The sequence below is a fragment of the Gemmata sp. SH-PL17 genome (assembly GCF_001610855.1).
In the GTDB taxonomy this organism is placed as follows: Bacteria; Planctomycetota; Planctomycetia; order Gemmatales; family Gemmataceae; genus Gemmata; species Gemmata massiliana.
In genome coordinates, this window is record NZ_CP011271.1 from 6,517,142 (window position 1) to 6,533,756 (window position 16,615).

At 65.7% G+C, this 16,615-nt stretch carries 15 protein-coding genes; 4 read left to right on the forward strand and 11 right to left on the reverse strand.

Annotation, left to right across the window (positions count from 1 at the left end):
* Positions 1-49: 49 nt before the first annotated feature.
* Positions 50-1,360 (forward strand): Gfo/Idh/MocA family protein, encoded by a 1,311-nt coding sequence (locus VT84_RS26845; RefSeq protein WP_082841667.1) that lies wholly within the window; start codon positions 50-52, stop codon positions 1,358-1,360.
* Positions 1,361-1,418: 58 nt separating this feature from the next.
* Here the strand turns inward: VT84_RS26845 and VT84_RS26850 are convergent, their stop codons facing one another.
* Positions 1,419-2,447: a TIGR02996 domain-containing protein gene (locus tag VT84_RS26850; protein ID WP_162271860.1), complete on the reverse strand. Its 1,029-nt coding sequence runs from the start codon at positions 2,445-2,447 to the stop codon at positions 1,419-1,421.
* 264 nt (positions 2,448-2,711) lie between these two features.
* On the opposite strand from VT84_RS26850, the gene VT84_RS26855 reads away from it, so the two are divergent.
* From VT84_RS26855 to VT84_RS26865, 3 genes are all read left to right on the forward strand, one after another.
* Positions 2,712-3,494, forward strand: coding sequence for an alpha/beta hydrolase (locus VT84_RS26855; protein WP_157469853.1), 783 nt, complete (start codon positions 2,712-2,714; stop codon positions 3,492-3,494).
* Between the two features lie 259 nt (positions 3,495-3,753).
* Positions 3,754-4,800 (forward strand): DUF1559 domain-containing protein, encoded by a 1,047-nt coding sequence (locus VT84_RS26860; protein WP_082843422.1) that lies wholly within the window; start codon positions 3,754-3,756, stop codon positions 4,798-4,800.
* Positions 4,801-4,820: 20 nt separating this feature from the next.
* Complete coding sequence (locus tag VT84_RS26865; protein WP_082841670.1) at positions 4,821-5,300, forward strand: carboxypeptidase-like regulatory domain-containing protein; 480 nt, start codon at positions 4,821-4,823, stop codon at positions 5,298-5,300.
* A 703-nt stretch (positions 5,301-6,003) separates the two neighbouring features.
* Here the strand turns inward: VT84_RS26865 and VT84_RS26870 are convergent.
* From VT84_RS26870 to VT84_RS26920, 10 genes are all read right to left on the reverse strand, one after another.
* Positions 6,004-7,149 (reverse strand): glycosyltransferase, encoded by a 1,146-nt coding sequence (locus VT84_RS26870; RefSeq protein ID WP_052562009.1) that lies wholly within the window; start codon positions 7,147-7,149, stop codon positions 6,004-6,006.
* 144 nt (positions 7,150-7,293) lie between these two features.
* Entirely contained in the window at positions 7,294-8,910 is a 1,617-nt protein-coding gene (locus tag VT84_RS26875; protein ID WP_082841672.1) for a glycosyltransferase, read from the reverse strand.
* A gap of 44 nt (positions 8,911-8,954) precedes the next feature.
* Positions 8,955-9,491 carry a D-glycero-alpha-D-manno-heptose-1,7-bisphosphate 7-phosphatase gene (locus VT84_RS26880; protein ID WP_052562012.1) on the reverse strand — a complete coding sequence of 179 codons (537 nt, stop codon included), beginning with the start codon at positions 9,489-9,491 and terminating at the stop codon, positions 8,955-8,957.
* The gene (locus tag VT84_RS26885; RefSeq protein ID WP_052562014.1) at positions 9,481-10,218 is read right to left on the reverse strand and encodes a nucleotidyltransferase family protein; all 738 of its coding nucleotides are present in this window, start codon (positions 10,216-10,218) and stop codon (positions 9,481-9,483) included. The genes VT84_RS26880 and VT84_RS26885 overlap by 11 nt, the downstream gene beginning before the upstream one ends.
* 610 nt (positions 10,219-10,828) lie before the next feature.
* On the reverse strand, positions 10,829-12,286 hold the full coding sequence (locus VT84_RS26895; RefSeq protein WP_082841673.1) for a glycosyltransferase family 2 protein: 1,458 nt from the start codon (positions 12,284-12,286) through the stop codon (positions 10,829-10,831).
* A gap of 149 nt (positions 12,287-12,435) precedes the next feature.
* Positions 12,436-13,134 carry an MgtC/SapB family protein gene (locus VT84_RS26900; RefSeq protein WP_052562018.1) on the reverse strand — a complete coding sequence of 233 codons (699 nt, stop codon included), beginning with the start codon at positions 13,132-13,134 and terminating at the stop codon, positions 12,436-12,438.
* Positions 13,135-13,318: 184 nt separating this feature from the next.
* Positions 13,319-14,341 carry an isocitrate/isopropylmalate family dehydrogenase gene (locus VT84_RS26905; RefSeq protein ID WP_052562020.1) on the reverse strand — a complete coding sequence of 341 codons (1,023 nt, stop codon included), beginning with the start codon at positions 14,339-14,341 and terminating at the stop codon, positions 13,319-13,321.
* A gap of 230 nt (positions 14,342-14,571) precedes the next feature.
* Positions 14,572-15,354 (reverse strand): tryptophan 2,3-dioxygenase, encoded by a 783-nt coding sequence (locus VT84_RS26910; RefSeq protein WP_052562022.1) that lies wholly within the window; start codon positions 15,352-15,354, stop codon positions 14,572-14,574.
* Between the two features lie 31 nt (positions 15,355-15,385).
* Positions 15,386-16,084: a class I SAM-dependent methyltransferase gene (locus VT84_RS26915; protein ID WP_082841674.1), complete on the reverse strand. Its 699-nt coding sequence runs from the start codon at positions 16,082-16,084 to the stop codon at positions 15,386-15,388.
* Between the two features lie 72 nt (positions 16,085-16,156).
* Positions 16,157-16,522 carry a TIGR03066 family protein gene (locus tag VT84_RS26920; RefSeq protein ID WP_082841675.1) on the reverse strand — a complete coding sequence of 122 codons (366 nt, stop codon included), beginning with the start codon at positions 16,520-16,522 and terminating at the stop codon, positions 16,157-16,159.
* Positions 16,523-16,615: the final 93 nt, after the last annotated feature.

Sequence of the window (16,615 nt, forward strand, 5' to 3'; positions counted from 1 at the left end):
CTGCTAGAACCCGCCGTTTGAATTTTACCCTCTCTCTCGGAGTCCCGCCATGAACTCCCGCCGCACGTTTCTCAAATCCTCCGCCGTCGCGATAACTTGTGCCAACGGCACGGGTACCGCGGAAGAACCGGCCCGGAAGGTCGGCCCCGACAAACTCACCATCGCACTCATCGGGTGCGGCGGGATGGGGACGCACCACCTCAACCTGCTCGCGAAGCACAAGCAACTGAACATCGCCTACGTGTGCGACGTGGACGATACCCGGCAGCGGGCCGCGGCCAAGATCGCCACCGACGCGGGCCACGCGGTGAAGGCCGAGCGCGACCTGCGCGCGGTCCTCGCGGACAAGGCCGTGAACGCGGTCTGGATCGCCACCCCAGACCACTGGCACGCACCCGGCGCGATCCTCGCGGCCGACGCGGGCAAGCACGTGTACGTCGAGAAGCCGTGCTCGCACAACGTGCGCGAGGGCCGGCTCCTCGTCGACGCGGCGCAGCGCAACAAGGTCCACATTCAGGTGGGCACGCAGTCGCGCAGCACCCCGACCTGCGCCGAAGCGATGAAGCGCCTCCACGACGGCGCGATCGGCGAGGTGCTGGTCGCAAAGGCGTGGAACAGCCAGTTGCGGCGCAGCCTGGGCAAGGTGAAGCCGACCGAGCCGCCCAAGCACCTCGACTACGAGGCGTGGCAGGGACCGGTGCCGGAAGCGCCGTTCTACGCCAACCGCGTCCACGGTTCCTGGCGGTTCTTCCGCGACTACGGGGCCGGCGACATCGGGAACGACGGCGTCCACGACATCGATGTGGGCGTGTGGGGGATGAAGTTCGGCGCGCTCCCGAACCGGGTCGCCGCACTCGGCGGCAAGTTCTTCTTCGACGACGACCAGGAGTGGCCCGACACGCAGTACGTCGTGTGCGAGTACGACGCCGGGAACGGCGGGCCGAAGCCGCGCCAGTTCATCTTCGAGCAGCGCATCTGGTCGCCCTACGTGCAGGAAGACTACGAAAACGGGTGCGCGTTCTACGGCACGAAGGGCATGCTAATCATCGGCCACGGGGTCGGCTGGAAGCTGTTCGGCGAGCGCAACAAGCCGCTCGAAGAAATGAAGGGCCGCGCCGACCTGTCGGCCCACCACCAGAACTTCATTGACGCCTGTCTGAAGGGCGAGAAGCTCGCGGCCCCGGCGAGCGTGGGGCACGTCTCCGCGGGCATCTGCCACCTCGCGAACATCAGCACCCGGCTCCGGAAGACGCTCGAGTTCGACCCGGTGAAAGAGGTCGTCACCAACAGCCCGGACGCGAACGCCCTGGTCCGGCGACAGTACCGCCCGAACCACTGGGCCGTACCGAAGGGCGTGTGACCGGGCGCGGTGCGCCGGGCGGTTCGGGGCAAACGATCCCGGACCGCCCGCGCGAGGTTCAGAGCTTTACCCCTTTCCCGAACCGTTTCTTGAGCGTGCGAATCGTACCTTCCGGGATCTGGCACTTTCTCACGTCGAGGTGCTCCAGTTTCGCGCCCGCGGGCACGGCCGCGAGTAACTTCGCGCCGGGTGCACGGAGGGGGTTCTGGGAAAGGTCGAGCGACTTCACTTGCGTGAACACGGGTGCCGCCACGAGCGCTCGAACCGCGTCCGCAGTGAGCGCGTTTCCGCACAGCGAGAGGTGTTCGAGCGCGGGCAAATTTTTGACCTTCGCGAGCGCCTCCGCACCCGCGGAACCGAGTTCGGTGCGCGCCAGGTGGAGCGACTTGAGGTTCCCCAAGTGCTTCGATTTCGCGAGCGCGAGCACTCCGGTCGCGCCCAGTGGGTTATCAGAAACGTCGAGCACCGTGAGCCGCGCGAGGGCCGCCGACGCCGCGAGTGACTTCGCACCCGTGGCGTCCATTCGGTCGCTCGCGATGTTGAGCGCGGTCAAGCTCTGCGTGTGCTTCGAGCCGAACAGCGCGCGGAGGTCGTTCTCGATCCGGCAGTAACCGCACGAGCACATATCACGGATGTCCACCGACGCGAGCCGCGCGAGGTACGGGCACCGCGCGAGCCGGGTGACCTCGTTCGATGCGTCCGGGAACGTGGCCGTGCGAACCGTGGGCGCGATCTCGAAGAGGCGCTCGGCCTTTTGCGCGAACGTGGTCGCGGACATGCTGACCCCGTCCAGGAACCCGCGCCGGAACGTCCAGGAACGACAGATCTTGGCGCCGGCAAGCTCCTGCGCCCACCGCTCCCCGTGTTCCTTCAAAATCGCTTTCGCGGCCCGTTCGAGCACCCGCCGCGCAGCGCTCCCGGGCGCGAGGTGCTCCAACTGGCACTGTGCCCGAATGAGTGCGGCCCGCGCCGCGTCATCGTTCTGGCCGCGTTCATCGAGCCAGTCCGCGAAGACCAACCGCGGCGTATCGTCGTCCGGGGTCGCGAGAATGGCATCGAGAAACGGACGTTCGTCCTGGGCGACCATGAAAGCACCTCCTAATCCGCGATCCGGCCCGCGCACTCTGTTTTCACTGCCGACGAACCGCGGCATGTAACACCGACTCACACGCTAACAAATCAAGCGCTTGAAGCCAACATTCCCCGCCAAATCTTAGCGTGCGTCCACACGTCGCCAAAGCCGGTTGGGACGTTGGCACACGATCCCTTGCGCGTGGCGCGATCTGCTTTGCGGCCGTTTGACTTACCCGGTAAACTGCTCGCGGTACGGTTCCCGATTATGGGGGTACTCATGATCCGCTTCACACTGCTCGCGGTCGGTGCGCTGTTGGCCGGCGCACCAAACTCGGTACGGGCACAGGACGACGTTAAAGACGTCCCCTCGGAAGACCTGAAGGTCGGTACGGACGAGAAGAAGAGGTACTTCCTCATCGGCCCGGCGAAGGACGCAAAAGCGCCGAAGCAGGGGTACGGACTCGTGGTGATTATGCCCGGCGGCCCCGGCTCTGCGGACTTTCACCCGTTCGTCAAGCGCATCTACCAGAACGCGATCCCGGAGGGTTACTTGGCCGCCCAGCCCGTCGCGGTAAAGTGGACCGATAAGCAGCAAATCGTCTGGCCAACCGAGGCGAACAAGAAAGACGTTGAAGGCTCGAAGTTCACGACCGAGGCGTTCGTCACAGCGGTGATCGACGACGTCGCGGCCAAGCACAAACTCGACCCGCAAAAGGTGTTCACGCTGTCGTGGTCGTCGAGCGGCCCGGCCGCTTACTCGGTCGCCCTCACCAGCCCCAAGGTAACAGGGTCACTGATCGCGATGTCGGTGTTCAAGCCGGATCAGTTGCCGGAACTGAAATCCGCGAAGGGGAAGCCGTTCTACCTGTACCACTCCCCCGACGACCGCGTGTGCCCGTACCGCATGGCCGAGCAAGCGGAAAAGGATTTGACCAAGGCCGGGGCCAAAGTCAAGCTCGTCGATTACGATGGCGGACACGGGTGGCGTGGACCACTGTACGACGACATCAAATCTGGGATCGAGTGGCTGGAAAAGAACGCCGCGGCTCCGGGCAAGTGAGGAGCAGACGTATCGGCGACAATCTCTTTATAAACCTGCGTGCAATTGATATGATTTGTGAAATCAAGAAGATGAATTCGTGAAAATTTCGTGTTGCACTTCGTTTTGCGTTTCGATAACTTTGGCACGAGCGTGATCGGACCGTTCGGCCCAACGGTGTCGAACGGCCCGCTCGCGACATATCTCCCCGGCAACAAGTTTTATTCCAATTGGCCGCCGTCACGAACGGTCGGCTGCGCCCCACTTTGCAAGGCCCAACATGTCCCGCCGTCGCAAAGGCTTTACCCTCATTGAACTCCTGGTCGTAATTGCGATCATCGCGATCCTCATCGGGTTGTTGCTCCCGGCCGTGCAAAAGGTACGCGAGGCCGCGGCCCGAATCCGGTGTGCCAACAACCTGAAGCAGCTCGGGCTCGCGCTCCACAATCACCACGATTCCTACAACGCCCTGCCGAAGATCGACGGGTTCAACCTGGGTTGGGGGCACCTGCCGCGCCTCCTGCCGTACATCGAGCAGGACAACTTGTACAAGCAGATCCGGTTCGACGTGAACGTGACGTGCGAGGCGATGGCAGTCATCCGGCAAGCCAAAGTGCCCGTACTGCTTTGCCCCAGCGACCCGCGGTCCTCGACCATCAGTGACAACCGCACGATGCCCGTCGCGGGGTGCCCGCAGTTGGGTACATCGGGTGCCCCGGACGGGACCGGGAGCTTCTTCCGCGGTTGGCACAGCAACTACGTCGGGAGCTACGGCGACGGGTTCAACAACATCGCGTCGCCCGCGATCGACCCCTACGGCGGAGACGGGGCGCGGGTCACCTACGGGTGCGGCGGGTGCGGGAGCAACAACACCGTTACCCCGACCTCCGCGTGCCCGCAACCGGGCCAGGGATACGGAGGTGGGGCCAACCACCGCGGCCTTTTCGACTACACCGGGACCACCCCGGCGATCAACTTTTCGTCCATCACCGACGGGCTGAGTAACACCATCGCCTTCGGGCACACCGACTGGTCTACCTCATCAAACAGTTCCATCTGGATGAGCAGCACCGGCTCGGTTCACGGCACGAGCATCCCGCCGAACTGGAAGCTGCGAGTCTGCCAGTCGACGGCCGGGATGTCGGTCGATGCGTGCGGCGGGGTCACGTCGAGTTGGATGGGCCGCGGGTTCGCGAGCCGACACACGGGCGGCATCATGGTGACGCTGGGAGACGGCTCCGTGCGTTTCGTCCCGGATTCCATTAACCAGTTCACTTACAACGCTCTGGGCAGTCGGGCCGGGGGCGAGGTCGTCGGGGACTACTGATCCCTATCAAGGAACCGTCAATGAGTTTCGGCTCTCTTCGTAGTAGCGCGCCGGTTGTCGGCGCCGCTCTGGTGGTCGCGTTGCTGATTGGCTGCGGCTCCTCGAACGGCGTACCGGTCGCGAAGGCCCGCGGAACGATTACGTACAAGGGGAAACCGGTCGCGAAAGCGGCCGTGTCCTTCATTCCCGAAACGCCGGGCACGGTCCCGGCGCTGGCAACGACTGATGAGAACGGGGCTTACACGCTGTCCACCTACGGCAACGGTGACGGTGCCCCGGTCGGTCGGTGCCGCGTGGCGATCTCGCTGACCGGTCCGTCGCCGCCGCTCCCGGAACACCTGGCTAAGGCCGAGGCCGCGGCGGAAACGCTCCGGATGCCGGGTAAACCGCTGATCCCGAAGAAATACTTCTCGCCGGAAACGTCCCGCCTCACGGCCGACGTCGTGGCCAAGACCGACAACGTCTTCGATTTCCCTCTGGATGGCGACCTGACGCCGTGACGTGAGGTCACCAAAAGAGCGGGGTCATTTCCCGTTCGGTATCGACGTGCGGAGTATTCCCGAGCCGGTCACCTGCATGGTGCCTTCGCTCGGCGAATGGGTGTTACTCACGATAGCGGCAAGTTCGTAGTCGAAGTGTGTGAATCTCGGCGCTCGTGAGTGCCCTCAATGATCGCGCATCTGGCCCACCCGCGGAAACAACCAGCGGTAACACCTAACCGGGTTGACCGCGACCGTGTTCGATGCGCTGGCCCGGGACGTGGTTCCGGTGATCGAAGCGGCACACCGCCAGGGCTTGAGCGCCCGGGGCCGGCAGCGAGCCGTGGGCGCGGGTGATAACTTCGATCTGAACACCCCGGATCAACGGCGGCTGGCGGTGGTCTGGCGCAGCCGGTACCCGACCAACGAGGCCCTCGGGTACTTATTCGGGGTGTCCGACTCGACCGCCAGCCGGGTTCGGAACCGATGCTCGCCGGTTCCGAGCTCTCGCCCACGCGAACCGGCACCGGCGCGGTGGGCATACCGTCCGGGTCCGGGCGGTTACCTGGTTGGTCAACCGCATGCTCGACCACCGGGCCGATGCCGTTTGAACACCTGTTGGGAGGGATACCGCACCCACACGCGCTATCGTGAATCAGGTCCAATCGATGATGCGCGGGCAAAAACCGTCGTGATTGTAGCACCCACCTCCCGGCGGTGAGCGTTACGCGGCACTCGCGAACGGGCGCTGCGCGAACGTGTGAAGCCCCCATACCGCATCGAGCGCGGCAAAGAATCGTTCGCGCGAGTGGACCGCGGGGACTTGGGCCGCCCGCGCGCCCAGGGCCTTCCGCCAACCGGGGGCCGCGAGCAGTTCGCGAATCACTGCGGCCGTGCCACTCGGGTCGGTTCGCATATCGATCGAAATGGCCGCGTCGCCGGTCGCGTTGAGTGTACGCAGGCCGAGCGGCGTGGTAACGACTGCGCGCCCGGCAGCCATCGCGTCCATCGCGGAAACGTATGGCCCCGTGGCAGAGTGCGCCGGCGCAACGATCACGCGCGACGCCTCGTACGCGCCGGTTGTTGAAGGGAGTTTGGTAACCCGGAGATCGGCCACCGGGAACCGGTCCGCGACCGAACCCGCCACCGTGAGCCGAACGCCGCACGCACGCAGGTGGGGCAGGTACACGTGTCGGTAGAACCATTCGAGGTCCGCGAGATCGCCGTTACACGCGCTGCCGCAAATGGTTATGTCGTGTTCTTCGTGTGCTTGTGAAGGTGCCCCGTGCGCCGAACACACCCAGAGGGGAACGTGGCGCGCGGACTTCACGCCGTGCTTGCGGGCCGCGTTCGCGTCGGCTTCGGTGGGGAACAGGACGTGGGTGAACAGGCGGTACAGTTCCGCTTCCACGCGGCCGAACGCGAACTTGTACTCGGCTTCGCGCACCGCTTGCGGCACTAGCTCGGAAGTGGCCGCTCGGCGCGCGTAGCTGTCACCGACCGCGAGCACCTTTCGCGTGGTGTGCGGGAGCGCGTGAGCGAACGGGGCCGCGCACACGTCCGTGGTGAAGAACACGTCCCACGGCTCGGCCGCAAGTGCGCGGAACGCGCGATCATTTGCGGCCCGTTCGCTCGCGTAGAGCAACTGGCTAAGTGCGGTTCCCAGTTCGTGTGCGGATTCCGGCGTGCAGTCGAGCGTGATGGTGCGCTCGCCTTCCTGCGCCGTGACACCCCAAGCGGGGATTTGCTGCGTGACGCAATGAACGTCCCAACCGTGCGCGCGGAAGTAGTCGCGGTGCGCGAGCGCGGTGTGGCTCGCGCCGCACGCGGAATCGAACCGCCCCCAGGGGTGATAGAGCAGTACACGCACTCGGGCGCCCTCCGTGGCCGTCACTTGTTCGTCGTGTTGAATTGGTGCGCTTGATTTTGTGTTTGGTGGCACAGGCCTCTGGCCTGTGGAGGCGCTTACACAGGCCTGAGGCCTGTGCCACGAGCACAAAAGCCGCACCGACTGTCAAACTGCGGCTCGCGCGCCGACTTTCGAGGTCGCGATGTTCGTTGGCTTCGTGCCGATCAACTGCGCGAGCAGGTTTTCCGGCGAGTGGTGGCTCAACCAGCGGGTGCGCGCTTCCGACGCGGCCGCACGATAGCTCGGGTAATCGGCGACAACGTCCCGCAACGCGCGGAGTAGTTCGTGCTCGTCGCGCACAACTTCGCCGCTGCCGGCCAGTTGTTCGGAAGCCATCCACGTGCCGGCCGAAACGATGGTCGGCTTTCCGGCCGCGACCGCCTCGGCGAAGATGCCAGAACTGCGTGCGCGATAGGCTTTCGCGTCGTAAAAGCACAGCACGACGTCGGCCGAACTGAGCAGCCGGTAGTAATCATCGGCGGGCACGAAACCGTCGCGGTACGGGCGCTCGACGACCGACTCCGGGTGCGATTCCAGCTCTGCGAGGGCGCTGAGCATCGCGGGTTCGCGCTCTTCGGGGTGGATCGCACCGGGAATGACGAACTGCACGCGGTTCTTCTCGCCCGTGCTCATCGCACGCACGAGGGCGGGCAGTTTCGTGAAGCCCTTTTCCTTCCGCAAGTCGCCGAGGAACAGCACGCGGAGCGGCCCCATTGTGTTCCGCGGAGAGGAAGGGGGGATCAGGTCGGCGCGAAATGCGTATGGGAGCACGCCAAACGAGAACCCCGCGAGTGCGGTGTAATCGGCCGCGAGTTCGGCGGTGTCCGTGTAGAAGCGCGCGTTGCCGGTTTCGGGGTACGCGCGGCACGCATCGAAGTACGCGCGGTGCGTGCGCGTGTGGAACGCCTCGACGGGCGACGGTTCGCGCTCCAGTTCGGAGGGCGAGAGCATTGTGTGCCGGTATTCGAGGTGGAACGTGGGCAGGCGTTCGGCGCCGACGCGCTGCACGAGCGCGAGTACCGCGAGCGCGTCGCGCCCGTAAGCCGTCGGGAAGTAGACGTGGTCGTTCGGCCCGGTCCCGCTGAGCGTGAGGAACCGTTCGAGGTCGGCCGCGAACATTTGGTAGTGAACGAACTCGTTGTGCTCGGGAGGAATGCGCCCGAGTGCCCGGCGGAGCAGCCCTTCGGCGTCCGTTGGGAGCGGGCCGAAGTGGTCGGCGCCGAAAGTCGGCACCGGGGGAAGTCCGCGGCGCTTGCGTGCAGTGGCGCGAACGTGGTCGAATGCGACCGGCGGCACCAGTGCCCGGAACACCCCGCTCACAACCGGCGGGAGCGTGCGCGTCGCGAAGTGAGCGAGTTTCGCCTTCAGATTGCGTTTCGGTTGGGGCGGGGGAGCGAGTCGCGCATCGAGCAGTTCGCGCAGCGTCGCGTGGCCGTCAAGCACGGCTTCGATCGGGGTATCGCAGAGCGGACCGAGTTCTCCGCGAAGGGGAATCACCGACGGCTGAACTTCGTCGACGATGTGGCCCCAGTGGTCGACGCGGAACAGCGGGAGCGTCGGCAGATCGGCCGGGAGCCCGCGCCCGGTGCAGCGCGCGTGAACGCCCATCAGTACATCGAACCCGCGGCGCCGGGCGGCCCGGGCGATCGCGACCCCCGTTTCCACGAAATGCCCGCGCGCTTCGGTCATTCCGTTGTTCACGATCAGGAACTTGGCCGCCATGCCGTGTCCTCGTGTGTCGGTGGTGAGCGCAACGGTAGGGGCGACTATCTCGAAGTCGCCCACAATTCGATTGCGGCGGTGAGGTCCGCGACCGCGTTCGGCAACTCGCGCCCGTGGCCCGTGCGCACCAGGACCGATCGGCACCCGGCCGCGTCACCGGCGCCCGAATCGCAGACCTTGTCGCCGACCATCCACGAGCGCGCGAGGTCGATGCCGAAGTCGCGTGCGGCCGCGAGCAGCATTCCCGGTTTCGGTTTGCGGCACGCGCAGGTTACGCGGTACGCGCCTATGCCCTCGGTGGGGTGGTGAGGGCAGTAGTAGTAGGCGTCGACCTTCGCGCCGTGTGCTGCCAGGAGTTCCGATACGCGGTCGTGGACGGCGCTCAACCGGCTCTCCGGGAAGTACCCGCGTGCGACGCCGGACTGGTTCGTGATGACGATGACGAGTACGCCCGCGTCGTTCAGCTGCCGAACGGCTTCTGCTGCGCCCGGGATAAGGCGCACTTGGTCCGGCGACGAGAGGTGGTTGACCTCTTCGATCAGCGTGCCGTCGCGGTCGAGGAACATGGCTTCACGCGACATGGATCGTTTCCCGCTGCGCGACGAACCCGCGGAAGTCGTCCGGCGTGCCAATGTCGTGGAACCCCGCGTCTTGTGAGAACGCAGCGAGCGTTAAACCGTCGCGGAGCGCGGCCGGGAACACGTCGCGTTCCAGCGACACGACTTCGTCCGCGGGGATGCGCGCGAGGAGATCGCGTTCGATGACATAAACGCCCGCGTTCACCCATCCGCTTTGCGCGGCACCAGTTTCTTTCTCGCGGAACGCTCTCACGCGAGTGCCGTCCGTGTCGATGCTCCCGTAGCGGCTGGCGTCCGGCATGCGCGCCAGTGTGAGCGTCGCTCCTGTATCGTGCCAACGGGTGCGCGCCGATGCGTGTGTGTGAGCGAGCTGGTGCAGATCGACGTCAATGTAAGTGTCGCCGTTCACCACAACGGCTGCGGGCGCGAAGAACCGCTCCGCGCGCTTCAGGGCGCCACCGGTGCCGAGCAGCTTCTCGCCATCGTGGGAATAGTCGATGCGAACGCCGAAACGCGAGCCGTCTCCGAATTCGGCCTCGATCTGGTCCGCCATGTGCCCGACGCACAGCACGAATCGCCGCGCCCCGCGCTGACGGAGGAGATCGAGTTGCACCGCGAGGAACGGTTCATTGCCGACGGGGGCGAGTGCTTTGGGGCGATCACTGACCGCGGACCGCAGCCGCGTTCCGAGTCCGCCGCAAAGCACAACAACCGGAAGATCGATCGTCACGCCAGCTCCTGCGCTGTTCTGTGGGCACTTGAGGGCGTCGCCGCTCTCGGTGAGATTAAATCCGAGCGGGGCAAGAAATTTTTAGAGCGCCCACGTAATGGCCACCAGTGGTACAGCGCCGCGAACGGACCTGTCAACGCGAACAACGGCACGGGGTGCCCCTGTAAATTTTGACCGCCCGCAGTTGTCAGTGGTTGACCACTTCGATCGGAGCGGGTCTCATCGAAAATGCCCGCCCCTTGGCGCCGGGTCCGGTTCTCATCCCCGCACTCGGGCAAGCACACGTCGGCGTCCAGTAGCGCCTGGAACGCTCCCCCGGCCATGAGAGGTCGTTCGAGTCGGCGGTAACGAGGAGCTCCTGGAGTGGGCGCACGCGGGTCAACGCGACGGGCTCGGCACTCTTGCGCGGCAGGTCGGGAAGCAACTCGCGGCTGTAGGTGTTGAAGTGGGCGGCCGTCCGCTTCCGCAAGAAGCCCTCGGAACCGCCGCGAGCGCCGGGCCCAGGGCCGCGATTTCTTGCTCCGTCATCGGCACCCCTCCCGATGACTCGACTTACGAAACCCGGGGGCACCCGCGCGGTACTGTTGGCCGGTGTTGCCGGGCGGATCGCTCACCCCGCGCGGCGCGAGAACACGCGGTCCGCGATCCGGCTCAGCAGCCCCCGCTGCGCCTGGAACTCGTAGGCGCGGATGTGTACGTTCAGTTCCGCGACGCGGTCCCGCAGGGCCTTGTTCTCGCGCACGTGGGCCTCGATTTGTGCGTCCTGGCCGTTGATTCGGAGCCAAAACGCGGCGCTCGATTCGCGGAGCTGGGTCTGCAACTGGTCGCACGCCGCGTGCAGTTGCTGAACCTGGGCCTCTTTCTCCTGAAATTCGGAGCGCGCGGTCCCGAACTGCAACTCCAGTCCGCGGCGCCGGTACCCCAGCACGGCCTCGCACAAGTTTGCAGCTCCGGCCACGTCGGACACACCAAGCGCGTCCGCATCCAGGTGCAGTGCCTCACTGTCGGCCCCGGGTCGCGCCGAACGCAACTGAACCGGAGCCGGTGCGCGGTACGGCGTCGCAGCGAATTCCGCGTCGAACCACGCCTGGAGCGCCGGGTCGTCCGCGAGCGACGAGCGAACGAGTGCCAGCGCCGCAGACCAATCGTCCGCGGAGACTCGCGCACCGGTCACGCACGCGGCCACGAGCGCGCGGCGATCCAGGTCCGCGTCGAGGTCCGGGAACAGAACCCGTTTCGCGAACACGAACGTGTCGGCGACCGGGACGTGGGGGAACACGGGCAGGTCCGGCACCGTCGGCTCGGACCGCAGCCCGTCGCGGGCGTTGAGCGCGTGGAACTCGCGGTCGATTTCATTGCGCCCACGGTTGAACAGGGTCGCGATTCCGTTACTCGCCGCGGACTGGCCCGAAACCGACATCGGGGCCGTGATCGAAAGGAACTGCCCGGCCGCGTGCGCGACGGCGAACCCGGAGTACACGTCCGGGACCGGGTGCGGGAACACGCGGCCCGCCCGCGCACGCAGGGCCGCGAGCACGTCCCGGTGGACGGCCGCGTTGTACAGCATCGGCAGCGCCGTGTAGAACTCCCGGAACGCCGCCACCTCGCGGATCGCTTCCGCCCCGTCGCGCATCCCCGCGGTCCGCCCCAGCGGAATGCGCAGGTAGTTCCCCTGCCCCGGGAGCGCAATATTCGGCCAAGTGTAGTACGCGGCGTCCCACCGGATCGCCCGCGCGCCCGTTTCGCGTGCGATCCGGTCCAGTTCAGTCAGCGCGTGAGGGAGCAACCCGTCGTCGTCGCCGATGAGCAGAACGTACTCGCCTCGAACGTGCGAAACCCCGAACTCCCAGTTCGTGCTCATCGCCACCGGCTCGGTCGTGCGCACGTACCGCACCTTCGGCGATCCGCACGCATCCACCACGGCCTTCGTAGCGGGCGAGCTGAAGTTGTCCGAAACGATGATCTCGTAGTCGTCGAACGCCTGATCCAGGCACGTGCGCAGGGCGAACCGGAGCGTCTCGGCGCGTTCCCGCGTCGGGATCACGATACTGAAGCGGGGAACGACCATCGTCGCGCTCCTTGCACCGGTGGGCGGGCTACACCCGCGGGACGCGGTCACAGTTCGGGTCGGCGCAACGATCTACCAATCTTCTCACGAACACGCAAGGCGAATTGCAATTTGGGAAAGCGTGGGAAGGGACGTGGGTGTGGCGGGCGCTACTCGGGCGGGGCCGCGACCTTCGCCCAACTCGCGGAGCGCACGCCCGGTTCGATGAGGAGTCGGGCGACCGTGTCCTGGATGGCCCGGTCGTTCGCCGGGGTCGCGGTCACGTCCGCGCGGAGCACGGTCTTTTTCTTCTTCGGCTTGCCGACCGCGGTGCCCGTGAGCACTATTCCGGGAACCGAACCGAGGTGCCGGGCGAGCACGGCGCGAACGAGCGAGTGATCGCGGTCCTGACACGTCACGCGCAACTGGTAGTACGCCGGGGTGCTCTGCAACCGCGACTGGCGCTGGTCGACCCACTTCGCGATCGGCTTCAGTCCCAGAACGACCAGGAGCACGAACCCGGTGCCGATGGCCGCGTGCAGCCCGAACCCGATACCTGCCATCGTGCCGACCGCGGCGCTGCACCACAGTCCGGCCGCGGTGGTCAGCCCGCGAATGTTGGTGCCTTCCTTGAGAATCACGCCGCCGCCGAGGAACCCGACGCCGCTCACGATGTAGGACGCGATTCGAGTGGGGCTGTTCGTATCCCCCTGAAGTTGTGTCAGCGTGACGAAGAGGGCCGCGCCGGTGCTCACCAGCGCGTTCGTCCGCAACCCGGCGGGGTGCTGACGGAACTGCCGCTCCAGACCGATGATGGTGCCGAGGAGTGCGGCCAGCGCGACGTTGCCGGTGAAGTTCCACAGTTCCAACGCGGGCGCTCGCTTTCTTGGCCACTAAATCCGATTTCGGTGCCATCGTAGCGAGCCGCACGAGCCGTGACCGCTAGGGAGCGGGAGATGCCACCGCTCCCTGGCGGTCGCGGCTCGTTACGAGAAACTGACGCGGCCACCGTTATTCCTTCGGCCCCCCGGGAACGCGCAAAGCCCGTCGCGCTCACATCCGTGCGAGGATAGCGTCCGTGAACGCGGTGGTCCCCGCAGTGCCACCGATGTCGCGGGTGCGGACCTTCCCCTCCATCAGCACGGCTTCCACGGCCTTCTGAATCCGCGCGGCCGTTTCCCCCTCGCCGATGTCTTTCAGCAACTCAATGGCCGGGAGGATGAGCGGCAGCGGGTTCCCCACGTCCGGCGGGACGCTCTCGTGAGACGCCCCGTACACCGCTTCGTACACGGTCACGTCCGTACCGCTGTTGATCGCGGCCGTGGTACTCACACCGCCGACCAGCCCCGCACCCAAGTCCGAAAGCAGGTCACCGTACAGGTTGCCCGCGGTGAGCACCTCGAACTGCTGCGGCCGGCTCACGAGCTGGTTGCAGGTGTTGTCGACGATCAGATCCTTCGCGGTGATCTCCGGGTACTCGCGTGCCACGCGCCGGAAGCAATCGAGGAACAGCCCGTCGGCCATCTTCAGAATGTTCGCCTTGTGGATGCAGTGGACCGTCTTCCGGCCGCGCCTGCGCGCGGTCTCGAACGTGAGCCGGAAGAACCGCATGCACGCGGCCTCGGTCACGATCTTGAAGCTCTGCACCACGCCGGGCACGATCTCGTGTTCGCTGGCGGTGTACAAGTCTTCGGTAATCTCGCGGAACAGCAGGAAGTCGACGCCGGTGAACCGGCTCGGGATGCCGGGCAGGTTGTGGACCGGGCGCATCGACGCGAACAGCCCGAGCGCGCGCCGGAACGCGACGTTGTAGTTCGTGGGCACGCTCGGGCCGTGGGCCGTCGGCATCCCGGCGCCCTTCGGCTGGAGCAGTTTGGTCTTGAGCGCGATCCCGCACTGGCGGACCGCGTCGAAGGTGGACTTCGGCAGCGCGTCCGAGCCGTGCTCGATCGCCATGCGGCCCGCGAGATGGACCTCGAACTCGATCGGCACCTTCGCGGCCTCGAACAGCCGCCGCACCGAGAGTTCCTGGTCCTCGCCCAGCCCGCCGCCCTGAACGAATATCACCTTGCGCATCGACGTCCCCCGTGGCCTCGCGTCGCGGGTATCTTACAAAGGCGGGGCGGAAGAGCAGCCGCGGATCAACGCAGATAAACGCAGATCAGAAAAGAACATTGGGTTTGGCGGACCGGAGCGGGCTCACAGATCCACCAAACCCGTGGTGCCATTTGTCTCTTCCACCACGCCCGTTGTGTTTTGATCCGCGTTTATCTGCGTTGATCCGCGGCTGCTCTTCCTTGGTTCCCCTACAGCCGGTGCCGGATCGCCCACAGGTCGGGGAACACCGGGTGGAACAGCGAGCGCTTCAGGAACTCGACGCCGAGCGACCCGCCGGTGCCGCGCTTGCTCCCGATCGTGCGCTCCACGAGCTTGATGTGCCGGTAGCGCCACTCCTGGAGCCCCTCGTCGAAATCGGTCATTAACTCGAAGAGGATTTCGAGATCGGGCTGGCTCTTGTAGAGGCGCAGAATCCCCTCCTCAACCGTCTCGTCGGGCTGCGTCGGAAGGGTCACATCGCGCGTCTTAAGTTGCTCGGGGATCGTGACCCCGTGGTGCGCGAGGTACGTGTAGAACGAGTCTACCACCGACGGCTCGTTGAGGCGCTTCACGAGTTGCTCGTAGCCCGGGGTGCCGGCCTTCTGGTGCTTGAGCATCTCAGCGCGCTTGTAGCCGAGCAGGAACTCCATCTCGCGGAACTGGCTCGACTGGAACCCGGACGCCTTATCGAGCCGGTCGCGGAAGCTGTTGAACGACATCGGCGTGAGCGTCTCGACGATGTCCACCTGCTCCACCGCGACTTTCATGATCGTGCGGACGCGCTTGAACGTGCTGATCGCAGGGTAAGTACGCCCCGCGACGAAGTCCGCTTTCACCTTGTCGAGTTCGTGCAGGAGCAGCTTGAACCACAGTTCGTAAGCTTGGTGAACGACGATAAAGAGCAGTTCGTCGTGCTCGACCGGGTCCGACCGCGGTTTCTGGAGCGCGAGCAGTTCCTCGACGAACAGGTAGTCGGTGTATGTAAGGTCCACGGCAAGCCCCCGTTGTGGCGACGGAGGTAGCTTACGCGCGTTTGGCGTACCAGGCGTGAATGAGACCGGTTTGGAGGAACTGCACGGGCGCCTCGAAGCCGCCCGACGCGATGATCGCGCTCACTCGCTCCAGTGGCAGAAAGGCCACGTCCCGAGCGTAAGCAGTGCGGAGGGCCTCGAGCTTATCCGGAGTGGCGTCCGTCTCCCGCATCAGCCGGAGCCAGACTTCGAGCAGGCTCTGGTACGTCGCGGACGCCGGGTCGGAAGCCAGATCTGCGCTCACCAGATACCCGCCCGGCCGAAGGCGCTCCGCGATCGACCGGAAGAACTGGGACCGCGCATCGGGATCGAGAATGAAGTGCGAAACGAGCAGAGATGTGGCTGCGTCGAAAGGCTCGGAGGGCGGGAGCGAATCGAGGTAGCCCTCGTGAAAAACGCACCGAGACGCGATGCCACATTCCTCGGTCCGGCGCCGGCAAACGTCCAGCATCGGGGCGGAAGGTTCCACCGCGGTGAAGCGCCATTGTGGGAATTTCTGGGCGAGGTAGATCAGCTCCGAACCGGTCCCCGCGCCGACGCACAGGATTCGCGCCTCGGCGGGCAGGTCGGCGAACACCGCGCTGATGAGCAAATGCAGCGCATCTCGCATGGGGGCCAGTTTCGCGAACCGCTTGTCGTACTCGGACGCATGTTTTTGGTCGAAAATCACGGACGGCTCTTGGCGCTGCATAACGAACCCGAGTGTGTGGGGCGTGAATGAAGGAATGATGCCGCCCCACTCGCGCGGCCTTTCAGGGGCGGCCTACTTCTTCTCCTGCACCCGATTCCACGTGACCCGGTTCTTCGGCCCCATCGCGGACACGAGTCCGCCGTCCTTGTACTGGTACCACCCGCCGAGGGTCGCGCCGCCACTCGCGGCCTTGTAGGTGACCTTTCCGGCCGCGTCGACCGTGTACGTCCCGTCCGCCATCACCCACGCACCGTCCCGCAGGACGAACGGCACCCGGATCGTCCCGTCCGCGCGGATCTCCAGCGGCACCCGGTCCTTGTCCGCCGTCTCCCACTTGCCGACCACCGCGCCCTTCACGTCCTCGGCCTTCTTCGGGTCGTCCGCCAGTGCCCACCCGCCGAACGTCACCGCCGCCACGACCATCGCCCACCGCGCCATAAGAACCTCCCGGAGAGTTGAACCGGACACTGATTAAGACGGCCGAGATGCCGGGGCGGATGTGCGGGACACGGAATTTTCAAAGCACGTTCA